The organism is Gemmatimonas sp., assembly GCF_021298855.1.
GTDB lineage: Bacteria > Gemmatimonadota > Gemmatimonadetes > Gemmatimonadales > Gemmatimonadaceae > Gemmatimonas.
This window is the reverse complement of the sequence record NZ_JAJTHI010000036.1, coordinates 1-19,240: the sequence shown is the minus strand read 5'-3', so window position 1 is coordinate 19,240 and position 19,240 is coordinate 1. Positions and strand designations below refer to the sequence as shown.

Annotated in this window: 15 protein-coding genes and 1 pseudogene; 7 read left to right on the top strand and 9 right to left on the bottom strand. The window is 67.1% G+C overall.

Features of this window, described 5'->3' with window-relative positions:
- Positions 1-5: 5 nt before the first annotated feature.
- The 6 genes from LW840_RS11835 to LW840_RS11810 all read left to right on the top strand — a co-directional run bounded on the left by LW840_RS11835 (position 6) and on the right by LW840_RS11810 (position 7,338).
- Entirely contained in the window at positions 6-500 is a 495-nt protein-coding gene (locus LW840_RS11835) for an NADH-quinone oxidoreductase subunit J (protein WP_291268462.1), read from the top strand.
- A 2-nt stretch (positions 501-502) separates the two neighbouring features.
- Positions 503-805 (top strand): NADH-quinone oxidoreductase subunit NuoK, encoded by a 303-nt coding sequence (gene nuoK / locus LW840_RS11830; RefSeq protein ID WP_291268461.1) that lies wholly within the window; start codon positions 503-505, stop codon positions 803-805.
- A 6-nt stretch (positions 806-811) separates the two neighbouring features.
- Positions 812-2,707 carry an NADH-quinone oxidoreductase subunit L gene (nuoL, locus tag LW840_RS11825; RefSeq protein WP_291277035.1) on the top strand — a complete coding sequence of 632 codons (1,896 nt, stop codon included), beginning with the start codon at positions 812-814 and terminating at the stop codon, positions 2,705-2,707.
- Positions 2,700-4,235 carry an NADH-quinone oxidoreductase subunit M gene (locus tag LW840_RS11820; RefSeq protein ID WP_291277034.1) on the top strand — a complete coding sequence of 512 codons (1,536 nt, stop codon included), beginning with the start codon at positions 2,700-2,702 and terminating at the stop codon, positions 4,233-4,235. Before nuoL ends, LW840_RS11820 begins: the two co-directional genes overlap by 8 nt.
- A gap of 16 nt (positions 4,236-4,251) precedes the next feature.
- The gene (locus tag LW840_RS11815) at positions 4,252-5,625 is read left to right on the top strand and encodes an NADH-quinone oxidoreductase subunit N (RefSeq protein ID WP_291277033.1); all 1,374 of its coding nucleotides are present in this window, start codon (positions 4,252-4,254) and stop codon (positions 5,623-5,625) included.
- A 72-nt stretch (positions 5,626-5,697) separates the two neighbouring features.
- Positions 5,698-7,338: an NAD-dependent malic enzyme gene (locus LW840_RS11810; protein WP_291268457.1), complete on the top strand. Its 1,641-nt coding sequence runs from the start codon at positions 5,698-5,700 to the stop codon at positions 7,336-7,338.
- Here LW840_RS11810 and mobA read toward each other — a convergent pair.
- Genes mobA through LW840_RS11765 form a run of 9 tightly spaced genes read right to left on the bottom strand, consistent with a single transcriptional unit; the run spans position 7,280 to position 18,526 of the window.
- Positions 7,280-8,017: a molybdenum cofactor guanylyltransferase MobA gene (gene mobA / locus LW840_RS11805; protein ID WP_291260818.1), complete on the bottom strand. Its 738-nt coding sequence runs from the start codon at positions 8,015-8,017 to the stop codon at positions 7,280-7,282. The genes LW840_RS11810 and mobA overlap by 59 nt on opposite strands.
- Complete coding sequence (locus tag LW840_RS11800; protein WP_291260819.1) at positions 7,998-8,243, bottom strand: formate dehydrogenase subunit delta; 246 nt, start codon at positions 8,241-8,243, stop codon at positions 7,998-8,000. The genes mobA and LW840_RS11800 overlap by 20 nt, the downstream gene beginning before the upstream one ends.
- Complete coding sequence (locus tag LW840_RS11795) at positions 8,240-9,070, bottom strand: formate dehydrogenase accessory sulfurtransferase FdhD (protein WP_291260820.1); 831 nt, start codon at positions 9,068-9,070, stop codon at positions 8,240-8,242. The genes LW840_RS11800 and LW840_RS11795 overlap by 4 nt, the downstream gene beginning before the upstream one ends.
- On the bottom strand, positions 9,063-11,774 hold the full coding sequence (fdhF, locus tag LW840_RS11790; protein WP_291277032.1) for a formate dehydrogenase subunit alpha: 2,712 nt from the start codon (positions 11,772-11,774) through the stop codon (positions 9,063-9,065). The genes LW840_RS11795 and fdhF overlap by 8 nt, the downstream gene beginning before the upstream one ends.
- On the bottom strand, positions 11,771-13,321 hold the full coding sequence (locus LW840_RS11785) for a formate dehydrogenase beta subunit (RefSeq protein WP_291277031.1): 1,551 nt from the start codon (positions 13,319-13,321) through the stop codon (positions 11,771-11,773). Before LW840_RS11785 ends, fdhF begins: the two co-directional genes overlap by 4 nt.
- Positions 13,318-13,815 (bottom strand): NAD(P)H-dependent oxidoreductase subunit E, encoded by a 498-nt coding sequence (locus tag LW840_RS11780; protein ID WP_291268454.1) that lies wholly within the window; start codon positions 13,813-13,815, stop codon positions 13,318-13,320. The genes LW840_RS11785 and LW840_RS11780 overlap by 4 nt, the downstream gene beginning before the upstream one ends.
- Before the next feature lie 57 nt (positions 13,816-13,872).
- Positions 13,873-14,928, bottom strand: coding sequence for a 2-oxoacid:ferredoxin oxidoreductase subunit beta (locus tag LW840_RS11775; protein ID WP_291260824.1), 1,056 nt, complete (start codon positions 14,926-14,928; stop codon positions 13,873-13,875).
- Complete coding sequence (locus tag LW840_RS11770) at positions 14,925-16,733, bottom strand: 2-oxoacid:acceptor oxidoreductase subunit alpha (RefSeq protein ID WP_291277030.1); 1,809 nt, start codon at positions 16,731-16,733, stop codon at positions 14,925-14,927. Before LW840_RS11770 ends, LW840_RS11775 begins: the two co-directional genes overlap by 4 nt.
- Positions 16,730-18,526: an FAD-dependent oxidoreductase gene (locus tag LW840_RS11765; protein WP_291260826.1), complete on the bottom strand. Its 1,797-nt coding sequence runs from the start codon at positions 18,524-18,526 to the stop codon at positions 16,730-16,732. Before LW840_RS11765 ends, LW840_RS11770 begins: the two co-directional genes overlap by 4 nt.
- 497 nt (positions 18,527-19,023) lie before the next feature.
- Between LW840_RS11765 and LW840_RS11760 the strand changes: the two are divergent.
- Positions 19,024-19,240, top strand: a pseudogene (locus LW840_RS11760) (MFS transporter); the annotation flags it as partial.

The following is a 19,240-nucleotide window of genomic DNA, read 5'->3' as shown; positions in this document are numbered from 1 at the left end:
ACGCCGTGGCCCTTGCCCTGTTCGGGCTCGTGTCGTTGGGGGCGGCGGCGTCGATGTTGTTTCTGCGCGAACCGATGCGCGTGGCGCTGGCCCTCATCACGTCCATGACGGCGCTCGGCGCCGTCTACGGACTCATGGGCGTCCACTTCATCGCGGCCTTCCAGGTGCTCATCTACGTGGGCGCGGTGATGGTGTTCATGGTGTACGTCATCATGCTGCTCGAGGTCAAGGAAGCGCCCGGCAGCAGGCGTTTCTCGTCGCTGGCCGTGCCGGGCGCCGTGGCGGGAGTCCTGCTGGCGGCGGCGCTTGGCGCGGGCCTGCTGCGTGGCGGCAGCGCGGCCTTGCCGGAGCGAGGCGGCGAAACGTTCAGCCTCGTGCAGTTCTCCTCGGTCTTCTTGTCGCAGTACTGGCTGGTGTTCGAACTCACCACGGTGTTCCTCGTGGGAGCCATCGTGGCCGCCCTCGCGGTGGTGAACGTCAGTCGCCGGCGACAGGGGTGAGCATGGACCAGTCGTCGTTCCTCCTTGCCATTGCCGGCGGATTGTTCACGATCGGGCTGCTCGGGGTCGTGATTCGCCGCAATGCCCTCGTGATGCTCATGTGCATGGAACTCATGCTCAACGGCGTCAACCTGACCCTCGTGACCTTTTCGCAGCAGCGCGGCGACGCCGCGGGCGCGGTCATGGTGTTTCTCACATTCGTTGTGGCCACCGCCGAGGTGGCCCTCGCCATTCCCATCGTGTTGCTGCTGGTGAAACACGCCCGGTCGCTCGACGTGGACCGCTACTCCGAGCTCAAGGGCTAGCCGCGCATGACCAACCCGTTGGCGCTCATCGCGCTCCTCCCCCTCCTGGGTTTCCTGCTCAACGGCACCTTCGCCACCGCCCTCGGCGGCAACCGTTTCCCCCACAAGATCGCTGCGGCCATCGGGTGCGCCATGCCGATCGCGGCGTTCGTCCTCACCATCCAGGTGTTCCTCACGCTGCAGGGTGGAGGCTACGAGCCGTTGGTGGCACCGCTGTACCGCTGGGCGCTGGTGGGTGATCACCGCTTCGACATCACCTTCTACTTCGATCGCCTGTCGGCGATCATGACGCTCGTCGTCACGGGTGTGGGATCGGTCATCCACATCTATTCCACGGGCTACATGCACGACGACAAGAGCTTCGGGCGCTTCATGGCGTACCTGAATCTCTTCCTGTTCTTCATGCTGTTGCTGGTGCTCGGGCGTTCCCTGCTCGTGCTGTTCGTCGGGTGGGAGGGCGTCGGCCTCGCCTCCTACCTGCTCATCGGCTTCTGGTTCGACGACGCGGCGAATGCCGCGGCCGGCCGCAAGGCGTTCATCACGAATCGCATCGGCGACGCCGGCTTCCTGCTTGGCATGTTCCTGCTGTATCGCGCCTTCGGCACGCTCGACATGGACACCATCACCATGGCGTTCGCGGCGGGGCAGGGGGCCATGGTGTCGGCGGGGCTCGTGGGGCTCTTTCTGTTCATCGGCGCCACCGGCAAGTCGGCGCAGATTCCGCTGTACGTGTGGCTTCCCGATGCCATGGCCGGCCCCACGCCCGTGTCGGCGCTCATTCACGCCGCCACGATGGTCACGGCGGGGGTCTACCTCGTGGCCCGCATGTCGGGGCTGTACCTGCAGGCCCCCGACGTCTCGCAGCTCATGGCGGTGGTGGGCGTGCTCACGGCGTTCCTCGCCGCGACGATCGCCCTGGTACAGACCGACATCAAGAAGGTGCTCGCCTACTCCACCGTGTCGCAGCTGGGCTTCATGTTCGTGGCCCTCGGGGTCGGGGCGTACGGCGTGGCCATCTTCCACGTGGTCACGCACGCCTTCTTCAAGGCCTGCCTCTTTCTCGGGGCTGGCAGCGTCATTCACGCCCTCGGTGGCGAACAGGACATCCGCAAGATGGGCGGGCTGCGTACGCGCATCCCGATCACCTTCTGGACGTTCCTCATTGCCACGGCCGCCATTGTCGGCATTCCGGGGCTCGCCGGATTCTTCTCCAAGGATGAAATCCTCTGGTTCGCCCTGGCGAGCGAACGCGGCGGTGCACCGTGGCTGTGGGGCATGGGCGCCGTCACGGCGTTCCTCACCGCCTTCTATATGACACGCCTGCTGTGGCTCACCTTCTTCGGCGCGTCACGCATGAGCCACGAGGTGGAGCATCATGTCCATGAGTCACCCCTGTCCATGACGGGCGTGCTGGGCGTGCTCGCGTTGCTGTCGATCGGGGGCGGCTACATCGGGATTCCCCACTTCCTCGAGCCGCTCATGCCGCTCCCGCCCGTGGCGGCATCCATGTCGCAGTACCATACCCCGCTGCTGTACGGATCCGCCATGATTGCCTTCGCTGGCGTCGGCCTGGCGGTCTGGCTGTACCGTGGGCCGGCGTCTCGCGTGGACGGGCTGGCCCGAAGCGCCGGGCCCGTGTACCGCCTGCTCGAGGGCAAGTACTTCGTGGACGAACTCTACGCCGCGCTGTTCGTCCGACCGCTCGCATGGGTGTCCGAGCATGTCTTCCTGCGGATCGGCGACCGGATGATCATTGACGGCACACTCAACGGGCTGGCCGCGTTCGCTCAGCGTTCCGCCGGGTGGCTGGGGCGTGTGCAAACGGGGAGCCTGCAGCTGTACGCACTGCTGGTGATGCTGGGCATGGTGGGCGCCCTGCTCTGGAGCTGGCGTCATGTCTGATGCCGCGCTGCTCAATCTGGTGCTGTTCCTGCCCGTCGTGGGGGCGGCGCTGCTGGCGCTGGTGCGCCGCAACGCCGAGGCGGTGCGCGTCACCACCACGGCCATCATGACCGTGCAGTTCGTGCTGGCGGCCGTGCTGTACCTGCATTTCGACGGTACGACGCCCGGCCTCCAGGCCGGGACGAGCATCCCGTGGATCCCCCAGTGGGGAGTGTCGTACGCCGTGGGGCTCGACGGGGTCAACATTCTGCTCGTGCTGCTCACGGCGTTTCTCGGCCCGCTGGTCGTGCTCGGAGCCTGGACCGCCATCGAGAAGAATGTGGCGCTGTTCCACGTGAATGTGCTGCTGCTGCAATTCGCCATGATGGGAGCCTTCCTGGCACAGGATCTCTTCCTGTTCTACCTGTTCTGGGAAGCGATGCTCATCCCGATGTTCCTCATCATCGGCATCTGGGGTGGGGCCCGGCGCAGTTACGCCACGGTGAAGTTCGTGCTGTACACGGCCTTCGGGTCCATCCTCATGCTGGCGGCGGTGATCTACCTCGTGTGGTCGCTGCAGCAGGCCGGGGCCGCACCGTCCTTTGCCTTCGCCGATCTGGTGCAGGCGCGTCTGCCGCTCGAGGTGCAGACCACGCTGCTGGCCGCGTTTGCGCTCAGCTTCGCGATCAAGGTGCCCATGGTGCCGCTTCACACCTGGTTGCCCGACGCGCACGTCGAGGCGCCCACGCCCGGCTCGGTGATCCTCGCCGGCGTGCTGCTCAAGATGGGGACGTACGGCTTCATGAAGCTGGGCTTCCCGCTGTTCCCTGACGCCACGCGGGTGTTCACGCCGGTGCTCATGACCCTCTCCGTGGTGAGCATCGTGTACGGGGCGTGTCTGGCGCTCGTGCAGCAGGACATCAAGAAGATCATCGCCTACTCGTCCATCAGTCACCTGGGCTACGTGATGCTCGGGCTGCTCAGCCTCGATCTGGCGGGCATTCAGGGCGCGGTGGTGCAGATGGTGAGTCACGGGCTGGTGGCGGCAGGCCTCTTCCTGCTCGTGGGCATGATCTACGAGCGTGGCCACACCAGGGAACTCTCCGCCTACGGTGGGCTGGCGCGGCAGTTGCCGGTGTTCGGCGTCTTCTTCATCATCTTCACGCTCGCGTCGGTGGGGCTTCCCACCACCAGCGGGTTCACCGGCGAGTTCCTGGTGCTGTTGGGGGCCTTCACCGCAGCGTGGCCGCAGCATCTCGACGGCAACAACCTGCCGCTCGTGCTGTCCATGACGGCCGTGACCGGCGTCGTGCTGGGCGCGCTCTACATGCTGCGCTTCGCCCTCACCTTCGTTTTCGGTCCGGTGAAGGCTCCACACGGCGAACTCGCCGCACTCACCCTGCGCGAGAAGACCGTCCTCGGCATTCTCACGGTCTCGGTATTCGCGCTCGGACTCTTCCCCGACGGACCGCTCCGCAAGACGGAGCTGGCCGCGCGGACCTTCCAGCAAATCGTCTCCACCTCCCGCCTGCCCGCCGATGCCCGGTAGTGAGGCGCTTCGTGCCATGCTCCCCGAGCACCTGCTGCTCGGTGGGCTCGTTCTGCTCATCGTGGTGTCCATGGTGCGCGGCGCGCGTGCCCTCGCGCAGCCACTGGCCCTTGGTGTCATCGGCGCCGCGGCCGCCGCGGCGTTCTGGCTGGCGGCATCGGGGCTCACATCCGAACCCTTCCCCGGGCACTTCTCGGTCTCACCGGTCGTGCTGGTCGTCAAGGGCGCCCTTCTGGCACTCGCCCTCCCGGTGCTGCTCATGGGGCGGTACGACTTCGCCGATGACCAGGCGGGGGCGGTGGAGTTTCCGACGCTTCTGGTGGCCTCGCTGTACGGACTGAGCCTGCTGCCATCGGCGACCAGCTTTCTGGTGCTCTTCCTCGGATTGGAGATGATGTCCATTCCGGTGTATGCGCTCATCGTGCTGGCATTCCGCCGCCCGCAGTCGGCCGAATCGGCGCTCAAGTACCTGGTGCTCAGTGGAGCGGCCACGGCGACCCTGCTCATGGGGCTGTCGCTGATCTACGGGGCCACGGGTGCCATGTCGCTGTCGGCGTTTGCGCTGGCGGCTGGCCAGACCGATCTGTTGGTGAAAACCGGCGTCGTGCTCGTGCTGCTGGCCCTGTTCCTCAAGGCCGCCGTCGTCCCGTTTCATGCATGGGCACCGGACACGTACGAAGGCGCGAGCGTGACCGTGACCGCCTACATGGCGACGCTGTCCAAGGCCGCAGTGCTGCTGGTCGCGGTGCAGCTCTTCGCCGGCGTTGAGGTGGGCGGCGCCCTTGTCGACGTGCTGGCCGTACTGCCGCTGCTGTCCATCGTCTGGGGCAACATCGCGGCCATTCGGCAGAGCAACCTGCGGCGCATGATCGCCTATTCGTCGATCGCGCACGCGGGATACCTCTTCTATGCGTTCCTTGGCACCAGCGAGGGGCGACTGGAAGCGGTGATGTTCTACCTCGTCGTATATGCGGCGGGCAACCTGCTGGCGTTCGCCGCCCTGCCGCCCAACCGCGACGATGCGACGCGCGACCAGATGGAGACGCTCGATGGCCTGTATCATCGTGACCCGTGGTCGGCCTCGCTGATCGCGGTGGCCATGCTGTCGCTCGCCGGCCTGCCGCCGTTCCCCGGGTTCACCGCCAAGTTCCTCATCTTCAAGTCGGTGGTGGCCGCCGGCTTCAGCACGTACGCCGTGCTGGGACTCGTGGGGAGCTTCCTCGGTCTCTATTTCTACCTGCGCGTCATCCAGCGCATGTTCATGCTGCCCAGCACGACCCCGGCTTCACCCGCAGACGGTGCGTTCGGCCCGCGTGTTGCCGGCGTGCTCTGTCTCGCGGCCACGGCGCTGTTCATGATCGCGCCGGGCTGGGTTCTCGATCGCCTCTGAGCCATCACGCCCCCTCGCTGCGTCGAGTGGGCGTCCGCATGGTTCTTCACCACCGATATACCGGCACTCCCCGTGACCGAACTTCCAGCAGTCAAGCGCGGCGCCGCGCTCCTCAACGACCCCGAGCTCAACAAGGGAACGGCCTTTACCGAAGCCGAGCGTTCAGCGCTTGGTCTGCGTGGATTGCTGCCGCCCCGCGTCATGACGCAGCACGAACAGCTCGAGCGCTTCCTCCCCGGCGTACGCTCGCGTCCCACGCCGCTCGATCAGTACGCGTATCTCGTCGGCCTGCACGATCGCAACGTCACGCTCTTCTATCGCCTGGTGATGGATCATCTCGAGGAGATGATGCCCATCCTGTACACCCCGACCGTAGGCCAGGCCTGTCAGGAGTTCGGGCGCATCTTCCGCCGGAGCCGGGGCCTGTTCGTCACTGCCGACGACGCGGGCCGGGTGCGCGAGGTGCTGGCCAATTGGCCGCATGACGACGTGCGCATGATCGTGGTGACCGATGGCGAACGCATTCTTGGTCTTGGTGATCTCGGTGCCAACGGCATGGGCATTCCCATTGGCAAGCTCACGCTCTACACCGCGTGCGCCGGCGTGCCGCCCAGACAGTGCCTGCCCATCGCCATCGACGTGGGCACCGACAACACGCATCTGCGCGAGAGCGCGTCGTACATGGGCCTGCGCCAGCCGCGGTTGCGCGGCGCCGCGTACGACGCGCTGCTCGACGAGTTCGTGGAGGCGGTGCAGGAGCGGTTCCCGCAGGTCTGCCTGCAGTTCGAGGATTTCGGCAACCACAATGCGTTCACGCTGCTCGACAAGTGGCGTGACCGCATGTGCACCTTCAACGACGACATCCAGGGAACGGCCTCGGTCACGCTGGCCGGCCTCTACTCGGCGGCGCGCATTACCGGCACGCCGATCACCGACATGCGTCTCCTCTTTCTCGGCGCGGGCGAGGCGGGCATCGGCATTGGCGACCTCGTGGTCGAAGCAATGACGGAAGAGGGGATCTCGTCGGCCGATGCGCACAGCCGGTGCTGGTTCATGGATTCGAAGGGGCTGGTGGTGAAGTCGCGCACCGATCTTGCCGTGCACAAACAGCCCTACGCCCACGACCATCCGCCGGTGGCGTCGTTCCTCGAGGCGGTGGAGACGATCAAGCCGCACGCCATCATCGGGGTGTCGGGCATGCCGGGCACCTTCACGGCGCCGGTGCTCGCCGCCATGGCGCGACACCACGCGCGTCCCATCGTGATGGCACTCTCCAACCCCACCTCGAAGGCCGAATGCACCGCCCGTGAGGCCTACGCCACCACCGACGGGCGCGCCATCTTCGCCAGCGGCAGCCCGTTCGCTCCGGTGACCCACAAGGGGCGCACGCATGTACCGGGGCAGGGAAACAACGCCTACATCTTTCCCGGCGTGGGCCTTGGTGTCATCGTGGCCGATTCATCTCGCGTCACCGACGAAATGTTCGCGGCCGCTGCGCGTACGCTCGCTTCCACCGTGACCGACGACGATCTGGCCATGGGGCGCATCTATCCCAGCCTCTCGCGTATTCGCGAGGTCTCGCACGCCATTGCGGTGGAAGTGGCCCGCTTGGCCTACGAGCGCGGATTGGCCAGGGCGCCCAGACCCGATGACCTCAGCGCGGCCGTCTCGGCGGCCATGTATCAGCCGGTCTATCCGGTGTACGCCGAATAGCGCCGGAGTGTGTGGCCGTGCGGTCGCGTTCGGCGGTCGCGTGGTCGGAGCGTGAGTGGAGTCGGGCCAGCTCGTCCAGGGTGTTGACATTGCAGAAGCTGGCCGAGAGTTCGGGCATGGGGACCTCGTGCACGCGCAGCGTCGTGAGCCAGGCGTGGACCGATCGGTGACCGGCGGCGAGTTGGGCGGCGATCGTCTGGCAGCGGTGCGTGCGCACCAGCAGGAAGAGATGTTGCGCCCGCTCCCCGTCGTGCGGAACGGCGCCGTCGTGCGCCTCGCTCACCGAGGCCATCAGACGGGGCACGAGCGTGCGATCGAGCAACGGCGCATCACCCGGGCAGCAGAAGATCCACGGCGTGCGGACATGGGCGGCGGCGCTGCCGAGTCCGCCCAACGGTCCCAGCCCCTCGCTCGCATCGGGCACCACGTCGTGCCCGAACTCCGCATAGCGGGCGCGTTCACGGTTGGCGCTGATGATCACGCGCCCGACCTGTGGCGTCAGACTGTCCCGCACATGCTGGACGAGCGGCCGGCCATGCAGCAGCTGCAGCGGCTTTTCCACGTCACCCATGCGATGACCGCGACCGCCGCAGAGGATCACGCCGGTAATCTCGGCCGCTTCGGCCCCCACGGCGCGCGCCGCGCTCACATGCCCGCGGTCAGCCGTCGTCGCGGCCACTGGGACGGAGCTGCGCGGCCGCCTTGATCACCAGGGGATGCAACGGGACCGCCGACGGCACCAATCCGTTCACCACCACCAGCAGATCCTTGCGCATGGAGGGCGGCCAGAACTTCACCAGATGTTCGCGGATCCCCTCCACGGCATCCTCTTCGGGATACACGGCGAAGAACTGCGCAATCTGGTTGGCCATGCGCACGATCTCGTCATCCTGCATGCGATTCATGCCTCCTGATAGGACGCGGGCGCCAGCCGGATGACGCGCAGGTCGTCGCCGCGCCCGTTGGCGCAGGCCAGCGGCAACTCGAGCGCTGACGCCCACTGCAGCGCCATCGTGGTGGGCGCGCTGATGGTCGCCAGCAGCTGGGCATTGGTGACGCTGCTCTTGTACACCAGCTCGTAGCTGCAACGGCTGCTCATCACGATGAAGCCTTCGTCGTCCAGCCACCGGCGCGCGGCCAGTGCCCCCACCAGCTTGTCGAGGGCGTTGTGGCGTCCCACATCCTCGCGCACCAGCGCGATGCGGCCGCCCATGTCGCACCAGGCGGCCGCGTGCACACTGCGTGTGGCGCGATTGAGCGGCTGCTGTGCGGAGAGGTTGTTCAGCGCCCGGGCCACGGCACCATCATCAACCGCGCGCCGGGGGCGAGGCACGGCCGCACCACGTGCCTGCAGGTGCGCCAGGGATTCCACGCCGCACACGCCGCAGGCACTGTTGCCGAGCACCGTGCGTGCCCCCAGACGCCCGGTCTGCACGGCATCAGGGGCCACGACCACGTTCACCAGCGTCTCGCCCAGCCACGTGCGCACCTCCACGTCCCGGATGACCTGCGCGCTGGCGATGACCTGCTCGGTGAGCAGCAGGCCGCGCGCCAGATCGTCGAGATCGGTGGGTGTGGCCAGCATGACCGTGAAGGGGGTGCCGTTCACCGCCACCTGAACCGGTGCTTCCACCGCCAGCATCCAGACGGCGGGAGTTTCGCGTCCATCCGCATCGGCGCTGGTGACCGTGACGGCGGCCTGCCCCGCCGCTTCGGGCGGCCGTTCAGTCAACGGGGTGCACCTCGACGGCCGTGACCTTGTACTCGGGACAGTTGGTGGCCCAGTCGGAATACTCCGTGGTCACCACATTGGCGGCGTTGTCGGGATGGTGGAAGGTGGTGTACACCACGCCCTCCGGCACGCGATCACTGACGCGGGCATGCAGGGTGATGCCGCCCTTGCGGCTCTGGAGCAGCACGCCGTCGCCATTGCCAATGCCGCGCACCTCCGCATCGTGCGGGTGCATCTCCAGCACGTCTTCCTGATGCCATACCGTGTTGGCCGTGCGACGCGTGGCCGTCCCCACGTTGTACTGCGACAGGATGCGCCCCGTGGTCAGCAGCAGCGGGTACCGGCGGGTGGAGCGTTCGTCGGTGGGAACGTACTGCGTGACGAGGAAACGGCCCCGACCGCGCACGAACTGCTCTTCGTGCATGATGCGGGTGCCCAGCGGCCGGTCGGCCGTACAAGGCCACTGTACACTGCCGACCTGGTCGAGATAGGCGAACGACACGCCGGCAAAGGTGGGGGTGAGGGCGGCAATCTCGTCCATGATGGCCGCGGCCGAATCGTACTGCATGGGGTAGCCCATGGCCGTCGACAGTCGGCACACCGCCTCCCACTCGGCCAGCCCGGTACGCGGCGGCGTGACCGGGCGCACGCGGTTGATGCGACGCTCGGCGTTGGTGAAGGTCCCGTCCTTCTCCAGGAAGGCCGTACCCGGCAGGAATACGTGGGCGTACTTGGCCGTCTCGTTGAGAAAGAGGTCCTGCACGACCACGCACTCCATGGCGCGCAGCGCGGCGGTCACGTGTTTCGTATTGGGGTCCGACTGGGCGAGGTCTTCGCCCTGGATGAACATGCCGCGGAACTGACCGGTGAGCGCCAGCGCCAGCATGTTGGGAATGCGCAGCCCCGGCTCGGGGTCGAGCGCCACGTGCCATGCCTGCTCGAAGAGATGGCGTGTCGCGTCGTCGGAGATGTGCCGGTACCCCGGCAATTCGTGCGGAAACGAGCCCATGTCACAGGAGCCCTGCACGTTGTTCTGTCCGCGCAGCGGGTTCACGCCGGTCCCATCACGGCCGACCTGTCCCGCCACCATGGCCAGATTGGCGATGCCCAGCACCATGGTGCTGCCCTGGCTGTGCTCCGTCACACCGAGACCGTAGTAGATGGCTGCGTTGCCGCCGGTGGCGTAGAGGCGGGCGGCGGCACGGACCTCCGCTGCGGGAACGCCGGTGCACGCCTCGGTGGCTTCCGGCGATTGCTCCGGCTGCGCGATGAAGGCCTTCCACTGCTCGAACGAGCGCGCATCACAGCGGGCCTCCACGAAGGCGTTGTCCACCAGCCCTTCGGTGACGATGACGTGCGCCATGGCGTTGATGACCGCCACATTGGTGCCGGGCCGCAACTGCAGGTGGTGCGCCGCGCGGATGTGCGGTGAGCGCACCAGGTCGATGCGCCGCGGGTCGATGACGATGAGCCTGGCCCCCTGCCGCAGGCGACGCTTGAGCCGCGAACCGAAGACCGGGTGGGCATCGGTGGGATTGGCGCCGATCACCACGATCACGTCGGCGTGCGCCACCGACTTGAAGTCCTGCGTACCGGCGGCCGTGCCGAAGGTCTGCTTGAGCCCATACCCGGTGGGCGAGTGGCACACCCGCGCACAGGTATCGATGTTGTTCGTGCCGAAGGCGGCGCGGACCATCTTCTGCACCACGTACACTTCTTCGTTGGTGCACCGCGAGCTGGACACACCGCCAATGGCATCCCGCCCATACTGTCGTTGGAGCGCCGTGAACTTGCCGGCGGCAAAGGCAATGGCCTCGTCCCACGACACCGCACGCCAGTCGTCGGTGATCTGCTCGCGAATCATGGGCCGCAGGATGCGGTCCTGGTGCGTGGCGTAGCCCCACGCAAACCGTCCCTTCACGCACGAGTGCCCCTCATTGGCGCCGCCGTCGGCCGCCGGGACCATGCGCACCACCTCGTTCCCCTTGAGCTGGGCCTCGAACGAGCAGCCTACGCCGCAGTAGGCGCAGGTGGTCTTGACCGTTCGCTCCGGCTGGCCGGCGTCCACGACGGTCTTTTCGATGAGCGTGGCGGTGGGGCAGGCTTGCACGCAGGCGCCGCAGGATACGCACTCGCTGGCCAGGAACCCCTCATCGATGCCTGCCGTGACCTTCGACGCGAACCCGCGGTCGGTGATGCTGAGCGCGAACGTCCCCTGGATCTCGTCGCACGCCCGCACGCACCGCGAACACACGATGCACTTTGCCGGGTCGAAGGTGAAATACGGATTGCTTTCGTCCTTCACGGCCGCGAGATGGTTGGCCCCGTCCATGCCATAGCGGACTTCGCGCAGCCCCACCGCTCCCGCCATGTCCTGCAGCTCGCAGTCGCCGTTGGCGGCGCACGTGAGGCAGTCGAGCGGGTGATCGGAGATGTACAGCTCCATCACGTTGCGCCGAATGCGGGCCACCTGCGGCGTCTGGGTGCGTACGACCATGCCGGACTCCACGGGCGTCGTGCACGAGGCCGGCAGGCCGCGGCGTCCCTCCACCTGCACGATGCACAGCCGGCAGGAGCCGAATGACGCCAGGGAGTCGGTGGCGCACAGTTTGGCGATGTCCACGCCAACCGTGCGCGCGGCCTGCATGATGCTCGTTCCCGCGGGCACCGATGCCGCCATACCATCGATGGTGAGTTCGATCATTGTCCGGTCCCTCCGGCAGGGGCGAGCAGATCCCCTGCGAAATGGGTCATCACGCTGCGGACGGGCAGGGGGGTGAGCCCGCCAAGGGCGCACAGCGAACCGATCTCCATGGTCTCGCACAGCTCCTCGAGCAACTGCCACTGCCGACGGCTCTCGTCACGCCGCCGCAAGCGCTGAATGACTTCCACCCCGCGGGTAGAGCCGATCCGACACGGGGTGCACTTGCCGCACGATTCGTGCGCACAGAACGCCATGGCGAACTCCGCCTGCTCGGCCATATCCACCGTGTCGTCAAAGCAGACGATCCCGCCGTGGCCCAGCATGGCGCCCACGGCCGAGAACGACTCGTAGGCGAGTGGTGTGTCCCAGAGATGCTCGGGCAGGTAGGCACCGAGCGGCCCGCCTACCTGAATGGCGCGCAGGGGCCGCCCGCTCAGCGACCCGCCGCCGAACTCCTCGACCACGGAGCGCAAGGATCGGCCGAACGGGAGCTCCACCAGGCCGCCGCACCTGATGTTGCCGGCCAGCTGAAAGGGCATGGTCCCGGTCGAGCGGTCGAGGCCGAGGGCGGCGTAGCGCGCGCCGCCGGCGGCCAGTACATCGGTGGCTGCGGCCAGCGTGAGCACGTTGTTGATGACGGTGGGGCAGCCGAAAAGCCCACGCAGGGCCGGCAGCGGCGGCTTGGCGCGCACGACGCCGCGCTTTCCCTCGAGGCTCTCGAGCAGCGCCGTCTCCTCGCCGCAGATGTACGCGCCCGCTCCCACGCGCACCTCCACGTCGAAGCGCGGTCCGATGCCCAGCACGCGTGCCCCCAGCAGTCCGGCCGTATAGGCGCGGGTCACGGCGTCGCGCAGCACCGAGATGGCCCACGGATACTCCGACCGCAGGTAGACGTAGCCACGCTCGGCCCCCACCGCGAGTCCGGCGATGATCATGCCTTCGATGAGCTGGTACGGATCGGCCTCGATGAGCAGCCGGTCCGCGAAGGTGCCGGAATCGCCCTCGTCGGCGTTGCACACGACGTACTTCGTGGTGCCGGCAGCCTGCCGCACCGTGTTCCACTTGATGCCGGCCGGGAACGCTGCCCCGCCGCGGCCTCGCAATCCGGAGGTGGTGACGTCGGCCACGATCTCCGCGCCGGACAGGGTGAGCGCCCGCCGCACGCCCGCCAACCCGCCGTGCCGCTCATAGTCATCCAGCGAGAGCGGGTCGATGAGACCAGCGCGGCGGAACGTGATGCGCTGCTGCCCGGCAAACCACGGGTGTGACTCCACGGCCCCCAGGCACCGGTCATGCGCCAGGTTGACCTGGCCCCGAACAAACAGGGTGTCCACCTCGTGGGGCATCACATTGCCGAATCCCACGCGTCCCGCGCTGGTCTCGACCTCCACCAACGGCTCCAGCCAGGCCGCTCCGCGCGATCCGTTGCGCACGATCGTGAGATCGAGCCCCGCGCTCACGCCGTGCGCGGCAATGGCGCGCGCCACGTCGTCGGCACCCATCGACCGGGCGGCCGTATCGTTGGGGATGAACACGCGCGTGCTCACGATCGTGACCGGTTGGTGGCGGGCAGCTGCAGCAGGGTGTCGAAGCGGCCGGGCGTGACACGGCCATGCACCGCGTCCTTCACGCGCATGGACGGACCGAGTGCACAATTGCCCAGGCAGTAGACCGCCTCCAGGTGATGCGTGCCATCTGCCGTGCTGCTGCCGAGCGGGACTCCCAACCGTTGTTCGGCGTGAGCGGCGAGTGCACGGGCGCCCACGGCCTGACAGGCTTCCGCCATACACAGCTGGACGACGGTGTCGCCCACCGGGGTCTCGCGGAAGTCACCGTAGAACGTCACTACGCCGTAGACGTCGGCGCGCGACAGATTGAACGCGTGCGCGGCAAAGCGCATCGCGGCAGGCGACACATGGCCCAGCCGTTCCTGCACGCGGTGCAGGAACGGGAGGAGTTGGTCAGCCTGGGGAGACAGGTCGGCGATGAGTTCGTCGAGACAGGCGAGCTCATCGGCGTCCGGCATGGGGGGGTGGGACATGCACACCGATGGGGGCGCGGAGCCGCGAGCGTGGGCTCCGCGCCGGGGGAAGGACCCTTAGCGGTACCGATCCATGAGCTTGTCGAGGGCGCTCTTGCCGGGGCAGAGCTTCTCGAAGGGCAGGTCAACCAGCGCCGTCTGCGGTGTGCGCAGATAGTCGTGCATGTCGCGGCCGTTCTCGTCCACGAAGAGCAGCCCCGTGGCGATCTCGCCGCGTGCCTGGCAGGCCCGGACGTGCGCGTACGCCGACTCACGGTTGGTGGGGTCGTACTCGGCTGCGGTCGAGCGCAGCCGCACCGCGGCCCCGTCGTGCATGACGACCGTGCGCACTTCTTCGTCCGTGTCACCCACGGTGATCTCGCGCTGGAGCGGTACGAAGTCGGCATGTACCGCCTCCACCTCGTGCTCGCGGGTGAACGCATAGCTCTTGGTGGAGCCCTCGTGGTCGTTGAAGCTCACGCAGGGGGAGATCACGTCGATGATCGCGAACCCCTTGTGGGCCAGCCCGGCCTTGATGATGGGCACCAGCTGCTTCTTGTCTCCCGAGAATGACCGCGCCACGAACGTGGCCCCGAGCGTGAGGGCCAGCAGCACCGGGTCGATGGGCGACTGCTCGTTGGCTTCCCCCTTCTTGCTCTTCGACCCCACGTCGGCCGACGCGGAGAACTGCCCCTTGGTGAGCCCGTACACGCCGTTGTTCTCCAGCATGTACAGCATGTTCACGTTGCGCCGGATGGCGTGGGACAGCTGGCCGAGGCCGATGGACAGGGAGTCGCCATCGCCGGAGACGCCGATATAGGTGAGCCCGCGGTTGGCCGCGGAGGCTCCCGACGTGACCGACGGCATGCGGCCGTGCACGGAGTTGAAGCCGTGCGACTGCTTCATGAAGTACGCCGTGGTCTTCGACGAGCAGCCGATGCCGCTCATCTTGCCCACGCGGTGGGGTTCGAGGTTGAGCTCCCACCCCGCCTGCACGATGGCCGCCGTGACGGAGTCGTGGCCGCACCCCGCGCACAGGGTGGACATGGCGCCTTCGTAATCACGGATGGTGAGGCCGAGGTCGTTGGTGCGCGAGCTCGGGTGTCGAACCGGTGGCTTGGCAATGGAGGTCATGCAGTCACCTTGGCCGGGCGGGAAACGTGAGCCTGCACGGCGTCCACCACGACCTTGGCCGTGAGCGGCATGCCGCCGTAATCGAGAATGGAGTGCATGGAATCGCGGGGAATACCGAGCTCGATGGCGAGCAGCGCGCGCAGCTGCGCGTCGCGATTCTGCTCGATCACGAAATTCCGCTCGTGACGATCGAAGAAGTCCTTCACCTCGGCGCCGAACGGGAACGCGCGGAGGCGCATGATGTTCACGATGATCCCCTGCGCGCGCAGCTTGTCGGCCGCCTCCCGGACGGCGGCGTCGCAGCCGCCAATGGTGACCAGCCCGATCTCCGCCCCCTCCAGCCACGTGTACACCGGTTTCGGCATCTGCGTGGCGGCGTAGGCGAACTTGCGCTTCAGGCGATCCACCAGCTCCTGGTACGCGTCGGAGTCCTCGGTATAGGCCGCATGCTTGTCGTGCCCCGACCCGCGCACGAAGTAGGCCCCCTTGCCCCCCACGCCGGGGAGCGTGCGGGCGGCAATGCCGTCACCATCCACGTCGAGGTAGCGGGAGAACTTCTGGACCTTTTCGAGCGCCGCCGCATCCAGCACCTTGCCGCGATCCGGGCGGTAGTGCTCATCCCAGGTGAACCGCTTCACCATCCAGTCGTTCATGCCGATGTCGAGGTCGGTGGCCACGAACACGGGCGTCTGGAAGCGCTCCGCAATGTCGAAGCTCTGGACCGACAGCTCGAAGGCCTCGCCCGGATTGGCGGGGAAGAGAATGAGGTGCTTGGTGTCGCCGTGCGACGCATAGGCCAGCGACATGAGGTCGGCCTGCTGCGTGCGCGTGGGCATGCCAGTGGCCGGCCCGCAGCGTTGGATGTCGAAGAAGACGGCCGGGATGTCGGTGTAGTACGCGAGCCCGATGAACTCCTGCATGAGCGAGATGCCCGGGCCCGACGTGTTCGTGAAGGCCCGCGCCCCCGCCCAGCCCGCACCGATGATGATACCGGCGGCCGCCAGTTCGTCTTCGGCCTGCAGAATGGCGTAGTTGTGCGCGCCGGTCTCCGGATCCACCCGGAACTTCTCGCAGAAGGCCTTGAACTGTTCCATGAGCGCCGTCGCCGGCGTGATGGGGTACCACGCCCCCACCGTGGCGCCGGCGTACACGGCGCCCAGCGCACAGGCCGTGTTGCCATCGATGAGGATGGAGTCGCCGGTGGCGTCCATCTTCTCCAGATGGAACGGGAGCGGGCAGGCGAAGTTGGCCTTCGCGTAGTCGTAGCCCAGGCGGATGGCCTTGTGATTGCTGTCGAGCAGCTTGGGCTTCTTGCCGTACTTCTCCGCCAGCATGCTGCTCACCACGTCCATGTCGATGTTGAGCAGGGCGGCGAGCGATCCGGCGTAGACGATGTTGCGCAGCAGGGTGCGGTCGCGATCCCCCTGGAAATTCTCCACGCACATCTTGCCGAAGGGGATGCCGAGGATGGTGATCCCCTCGCGCACCAGATCGGGTTCGAGCGGCCAGGACGAATCGTACACCAGGTAGCCGCCCGGGCGCACCGTAGCCACATCCTTGGCATAGGTGGCCGGGTTGAGCGCCACCACCAGATCCACCTCGCTGGGCCGCGCGGTGTAGCCGTCCTTGCTGACGCGGATCTCATACCACGTGGGCAGCCCCTGGATGTTGGACGGGAAGATGTTCTTCCCCGTGACCGGGATTCCCATGCGGAAGATGGCCTGCATGAGCAACCCGTTGGCACTGGCCGAACCGGTGCCGTTCACGGTGCCCATCTTGAACGAAAAGTCGTTGATCCCGCTCATACGCTGGCTACTCCGGCGAGCATGCCCGCCACCGGCTTCTTGAGGTCGAAGACGCGCATGTCCCATGCCGCCGTGGGGCAGCGCTCGGCACAGAGACCGCAATGGAGGCAGACATCCTCGTCCTTCACCATGATGCGCTTGGTCTGCGGCAGCGATTCCGAGACGTAGATGTCCTGCGACAGGTTGAGCGCCGGTGCCGACAGCCGGGTTCGCAACTCGTCGATGGGCGTGCCGTTGGTGGTGATGGTGAGGCAGTTGGTGGGGCAGATGTCCACGCAGGCGTCGCACTCGATGCACTGCGAGGCCGTGAAGTGCGTCTGGATGTCGCAGTTGAGGCAGCGGCCCACTTCCGACACGATCTGCTCCGGGGTGAAGCCCAGCTCCACCTCCGTGACCAGGTCCTTGAAGCGGCGCGTGAGATCCTCGTGCTGCATCTTGGCGCGCTTGGCCGTTTCGTAGTCGTTGTCGTACGCCCACGAATGCATGCCCATCTTGGCGCTCACCAGCGACATGCCGTACGGCGGCCGATCCGCCACCGGGTCGCGGCCCTGACAGGCGAGATCCATGGAAATGGCGGCCGCGTGGCCATGCGCCACGGCCCAGATGATGTTCTCCGGTCCCCAGGCGGCGTCGCCCCCGAAGAACACCTTGGGGTGGGTGCTCTGGTGCGTGGACTTGTTCACGATGGGCATCCCCTTCGCGTCGAACTCCACGCCGATGTCGCGCTCGATGAACTCGAAGGCATTGTCCTGCCCGATGGCCAGGATGACCTGATCACACGGAATGATGGTGGTGCCCACCACCGTGCTGGACTGCTTGCCGTTCGCGTCCTCGGTCCACTGCAGGATCTCGAACTCCATACCGACCAGCGTGCCGTTCTCGACCACCATGCGCTTGGGCGCGTGGTTCTCGATGATCTCCACCAGCTCTTCCTCGGCGTCCTCGAGTTCCCACGGCGAGGCCTTGAAGTGCTTGCGGCCACGACGCGCCACCACCTTCACGTCGGTCGCACCGAGGCGCTTGGAGGTGCGGCAGCAGTCCATGGCCGTGTTGCCAACGCCGATGATGATCACCCGCGGGCCCATCTGCTCGATGTGCTTGAAGTGCACGTTGGCCAGGAAGTCGATGCCGATGTGCACCTGCGCCGGCGCCTCCCAGCGCCCGGGAATGTCGAGTTCCTTCCCCTTCGGAGCGCCTGAGCCCACGAACACGGCGTCGTACCCTTCGTCCAGCAGCGCCTGCAGGCTCGTCACCGGCGTGCCGTAGCGCATCTCCGCGCCCATGTCGATGATGTAGCCGCACTCCTCATCGAGCACGTTCGCGGGGAGCCGGAACGACGGGATGTTGATGCGCATGAGGCCGCCAGGCGTCACGTTCTTCTCGAAGATCGTGACCTCGTATCCCAGCGGCAGCAGATCGTTGGCCACCGTCAGCGACGCGGGGCCGGCCCCGATGAGCGCCACCCGCTTGCCGTTCTTCACCTCCGGTGCCTTGGGGAGGAACGGCGTGATGTCGTCGCGATGATCGGCGGCCACGCGCTTGAGGCGGCAGATCGCCACCGGCTTCTCCTCCACACGGCTCCGGCGACAGGCCGGTTCACACGGGCGGTCGCAGACGCGTCCCAGAATGCCGGGAAACACGTTGGACTCGCGATTGAGGAGATAGCTCTCGGTGTATCGCCCCTGCGCAATGAGGCGGATGTAGCCGGGCACGTTGGTGTGGGCCGGACAGGCCCATTGGCAATCGACGACCTTGTGGTAGTACTGCGGGTCGTTGACGTTGGTCACTGCCATGTGGCGATGCTCCTGGGGAGGGATTAGCTGGCAATCGCTAGCATGGCTCAGGGACCACGCAACGGCAAGCAGGGAGGCCCCACGAAATCCTGGGAATACGCCATGTCTGCCACCACGCCCGCGCGCTGCGGCATCATCATGGGCGGGGCCGGCGGCATGGGTACGGCTGCCAGTTGCCACCGTGCTACCCTCGAACCGCGGGGGCCGCTCCGCACGCCGTTCGAGCAGGGGTGTGACTGGGACGCGTCGCACCAGCACACGGAACCGGCGACACCCCGCTGTCCGGCTCGGACCGGCCAAACCCCCGCGTGACTGAACGGCGCCGCACTGCCGCCCCTGGCCGCCGGCGTCTGCATACACCACTCCACTGGCCGGATCGACGAGTGCACTGACGGGCCAGGGACCCGAAGCGTGGCGTACCGGCGGGCCGCGCGGTGTCGTCGGCGGGTTCGCACTGCAGGGCATGCGTGTGCCGGTTGTCCCTCCTCCCCGCGCCAATGTCCGCCTCCGATTCCCCGTCGTCCTCGCGTCGCGTGGTCTGGCTGCTCGCCCTCATGGGGCTGGTGGCCTACGCGCTGCGCACCCACATCGCCATCGCGCAGGAATACCTGGCCCCCGAACTGGGGCTCACCATGGTGCAGATGGGGGTGATCTCCGCGTGGGGGTTCCAACTGGCGTATACGCTCGGTCAGGTGCCCGGAGGCGCCATGGGTG

Coding starts and splice junctions, on each gene's coding strand:
- nuoK (WP_291268461.1), top strand. CDS start 503: ATGGACCAGTCGTCGTTCCTCCTTGCCATTGCCGGCGGATTGTTCACG.
- nuoL (WP_291277035.1), top strand. CDS start 812: ATGACCAACCCGTTGGCGCTCATCGCGCTCCTCCCCCTCCTGGGTTTC.
- LW840_RS11820 (WP_291277034.1), top strand. CDS start 2,700: ATGTCTGATGCCGCGCTGCTCAATCTGGTGCTGTTCCTGCCCGTCGTG.
- LW840_RS11815 (WP_291277033.1), top strand. CDS start 4,252: ATGCTCCCCGAGCACCTGCTGCTCGGTGGGCTCGTTCTGCTCATCGTG.
- LW840_RS11800 (WP_291260819.1), bottom strand. CDS start 8,243: ATGAATCGCATGCAGGATGACGAGATCGTGCGCATGGCCAACCAGATT.
- fdhF (WP_291277032.1), bottom strand. CDS start 11,774: ATGATCGAACTCACCATCGATGGTATGGCGGCATCGGTGCCCGCGGGA.
- LW840_RS11780 (WP_291268454.1), bottom strand. CDS start 13,815: ATGTCCCACCCCCCCATGCCGGACGCCGATGAGCTCGCCTGTCTCGAC.
- LW840_RS11775 (WP_291260824.1), bottom strand. CDS start 14,928: ATGACCTCCATTGCCAAGCCACCGGTTCGACACCCGAGCTCGCGCACC.
- LW840_RS11770 (WP_291277030.1), bottom strand. CDS start 16,733: ATGAGCGGGATCAACGACTTTTCGTTCAAGATGGGCACCGTGAACGGC.
- LW840_RS11765 (WP_291260826.1), bottom strand. CDS start 18,526: ATGGCAGTGACCAACGTCAACGACCCGCAGTACTACCACAAGGTCGTC.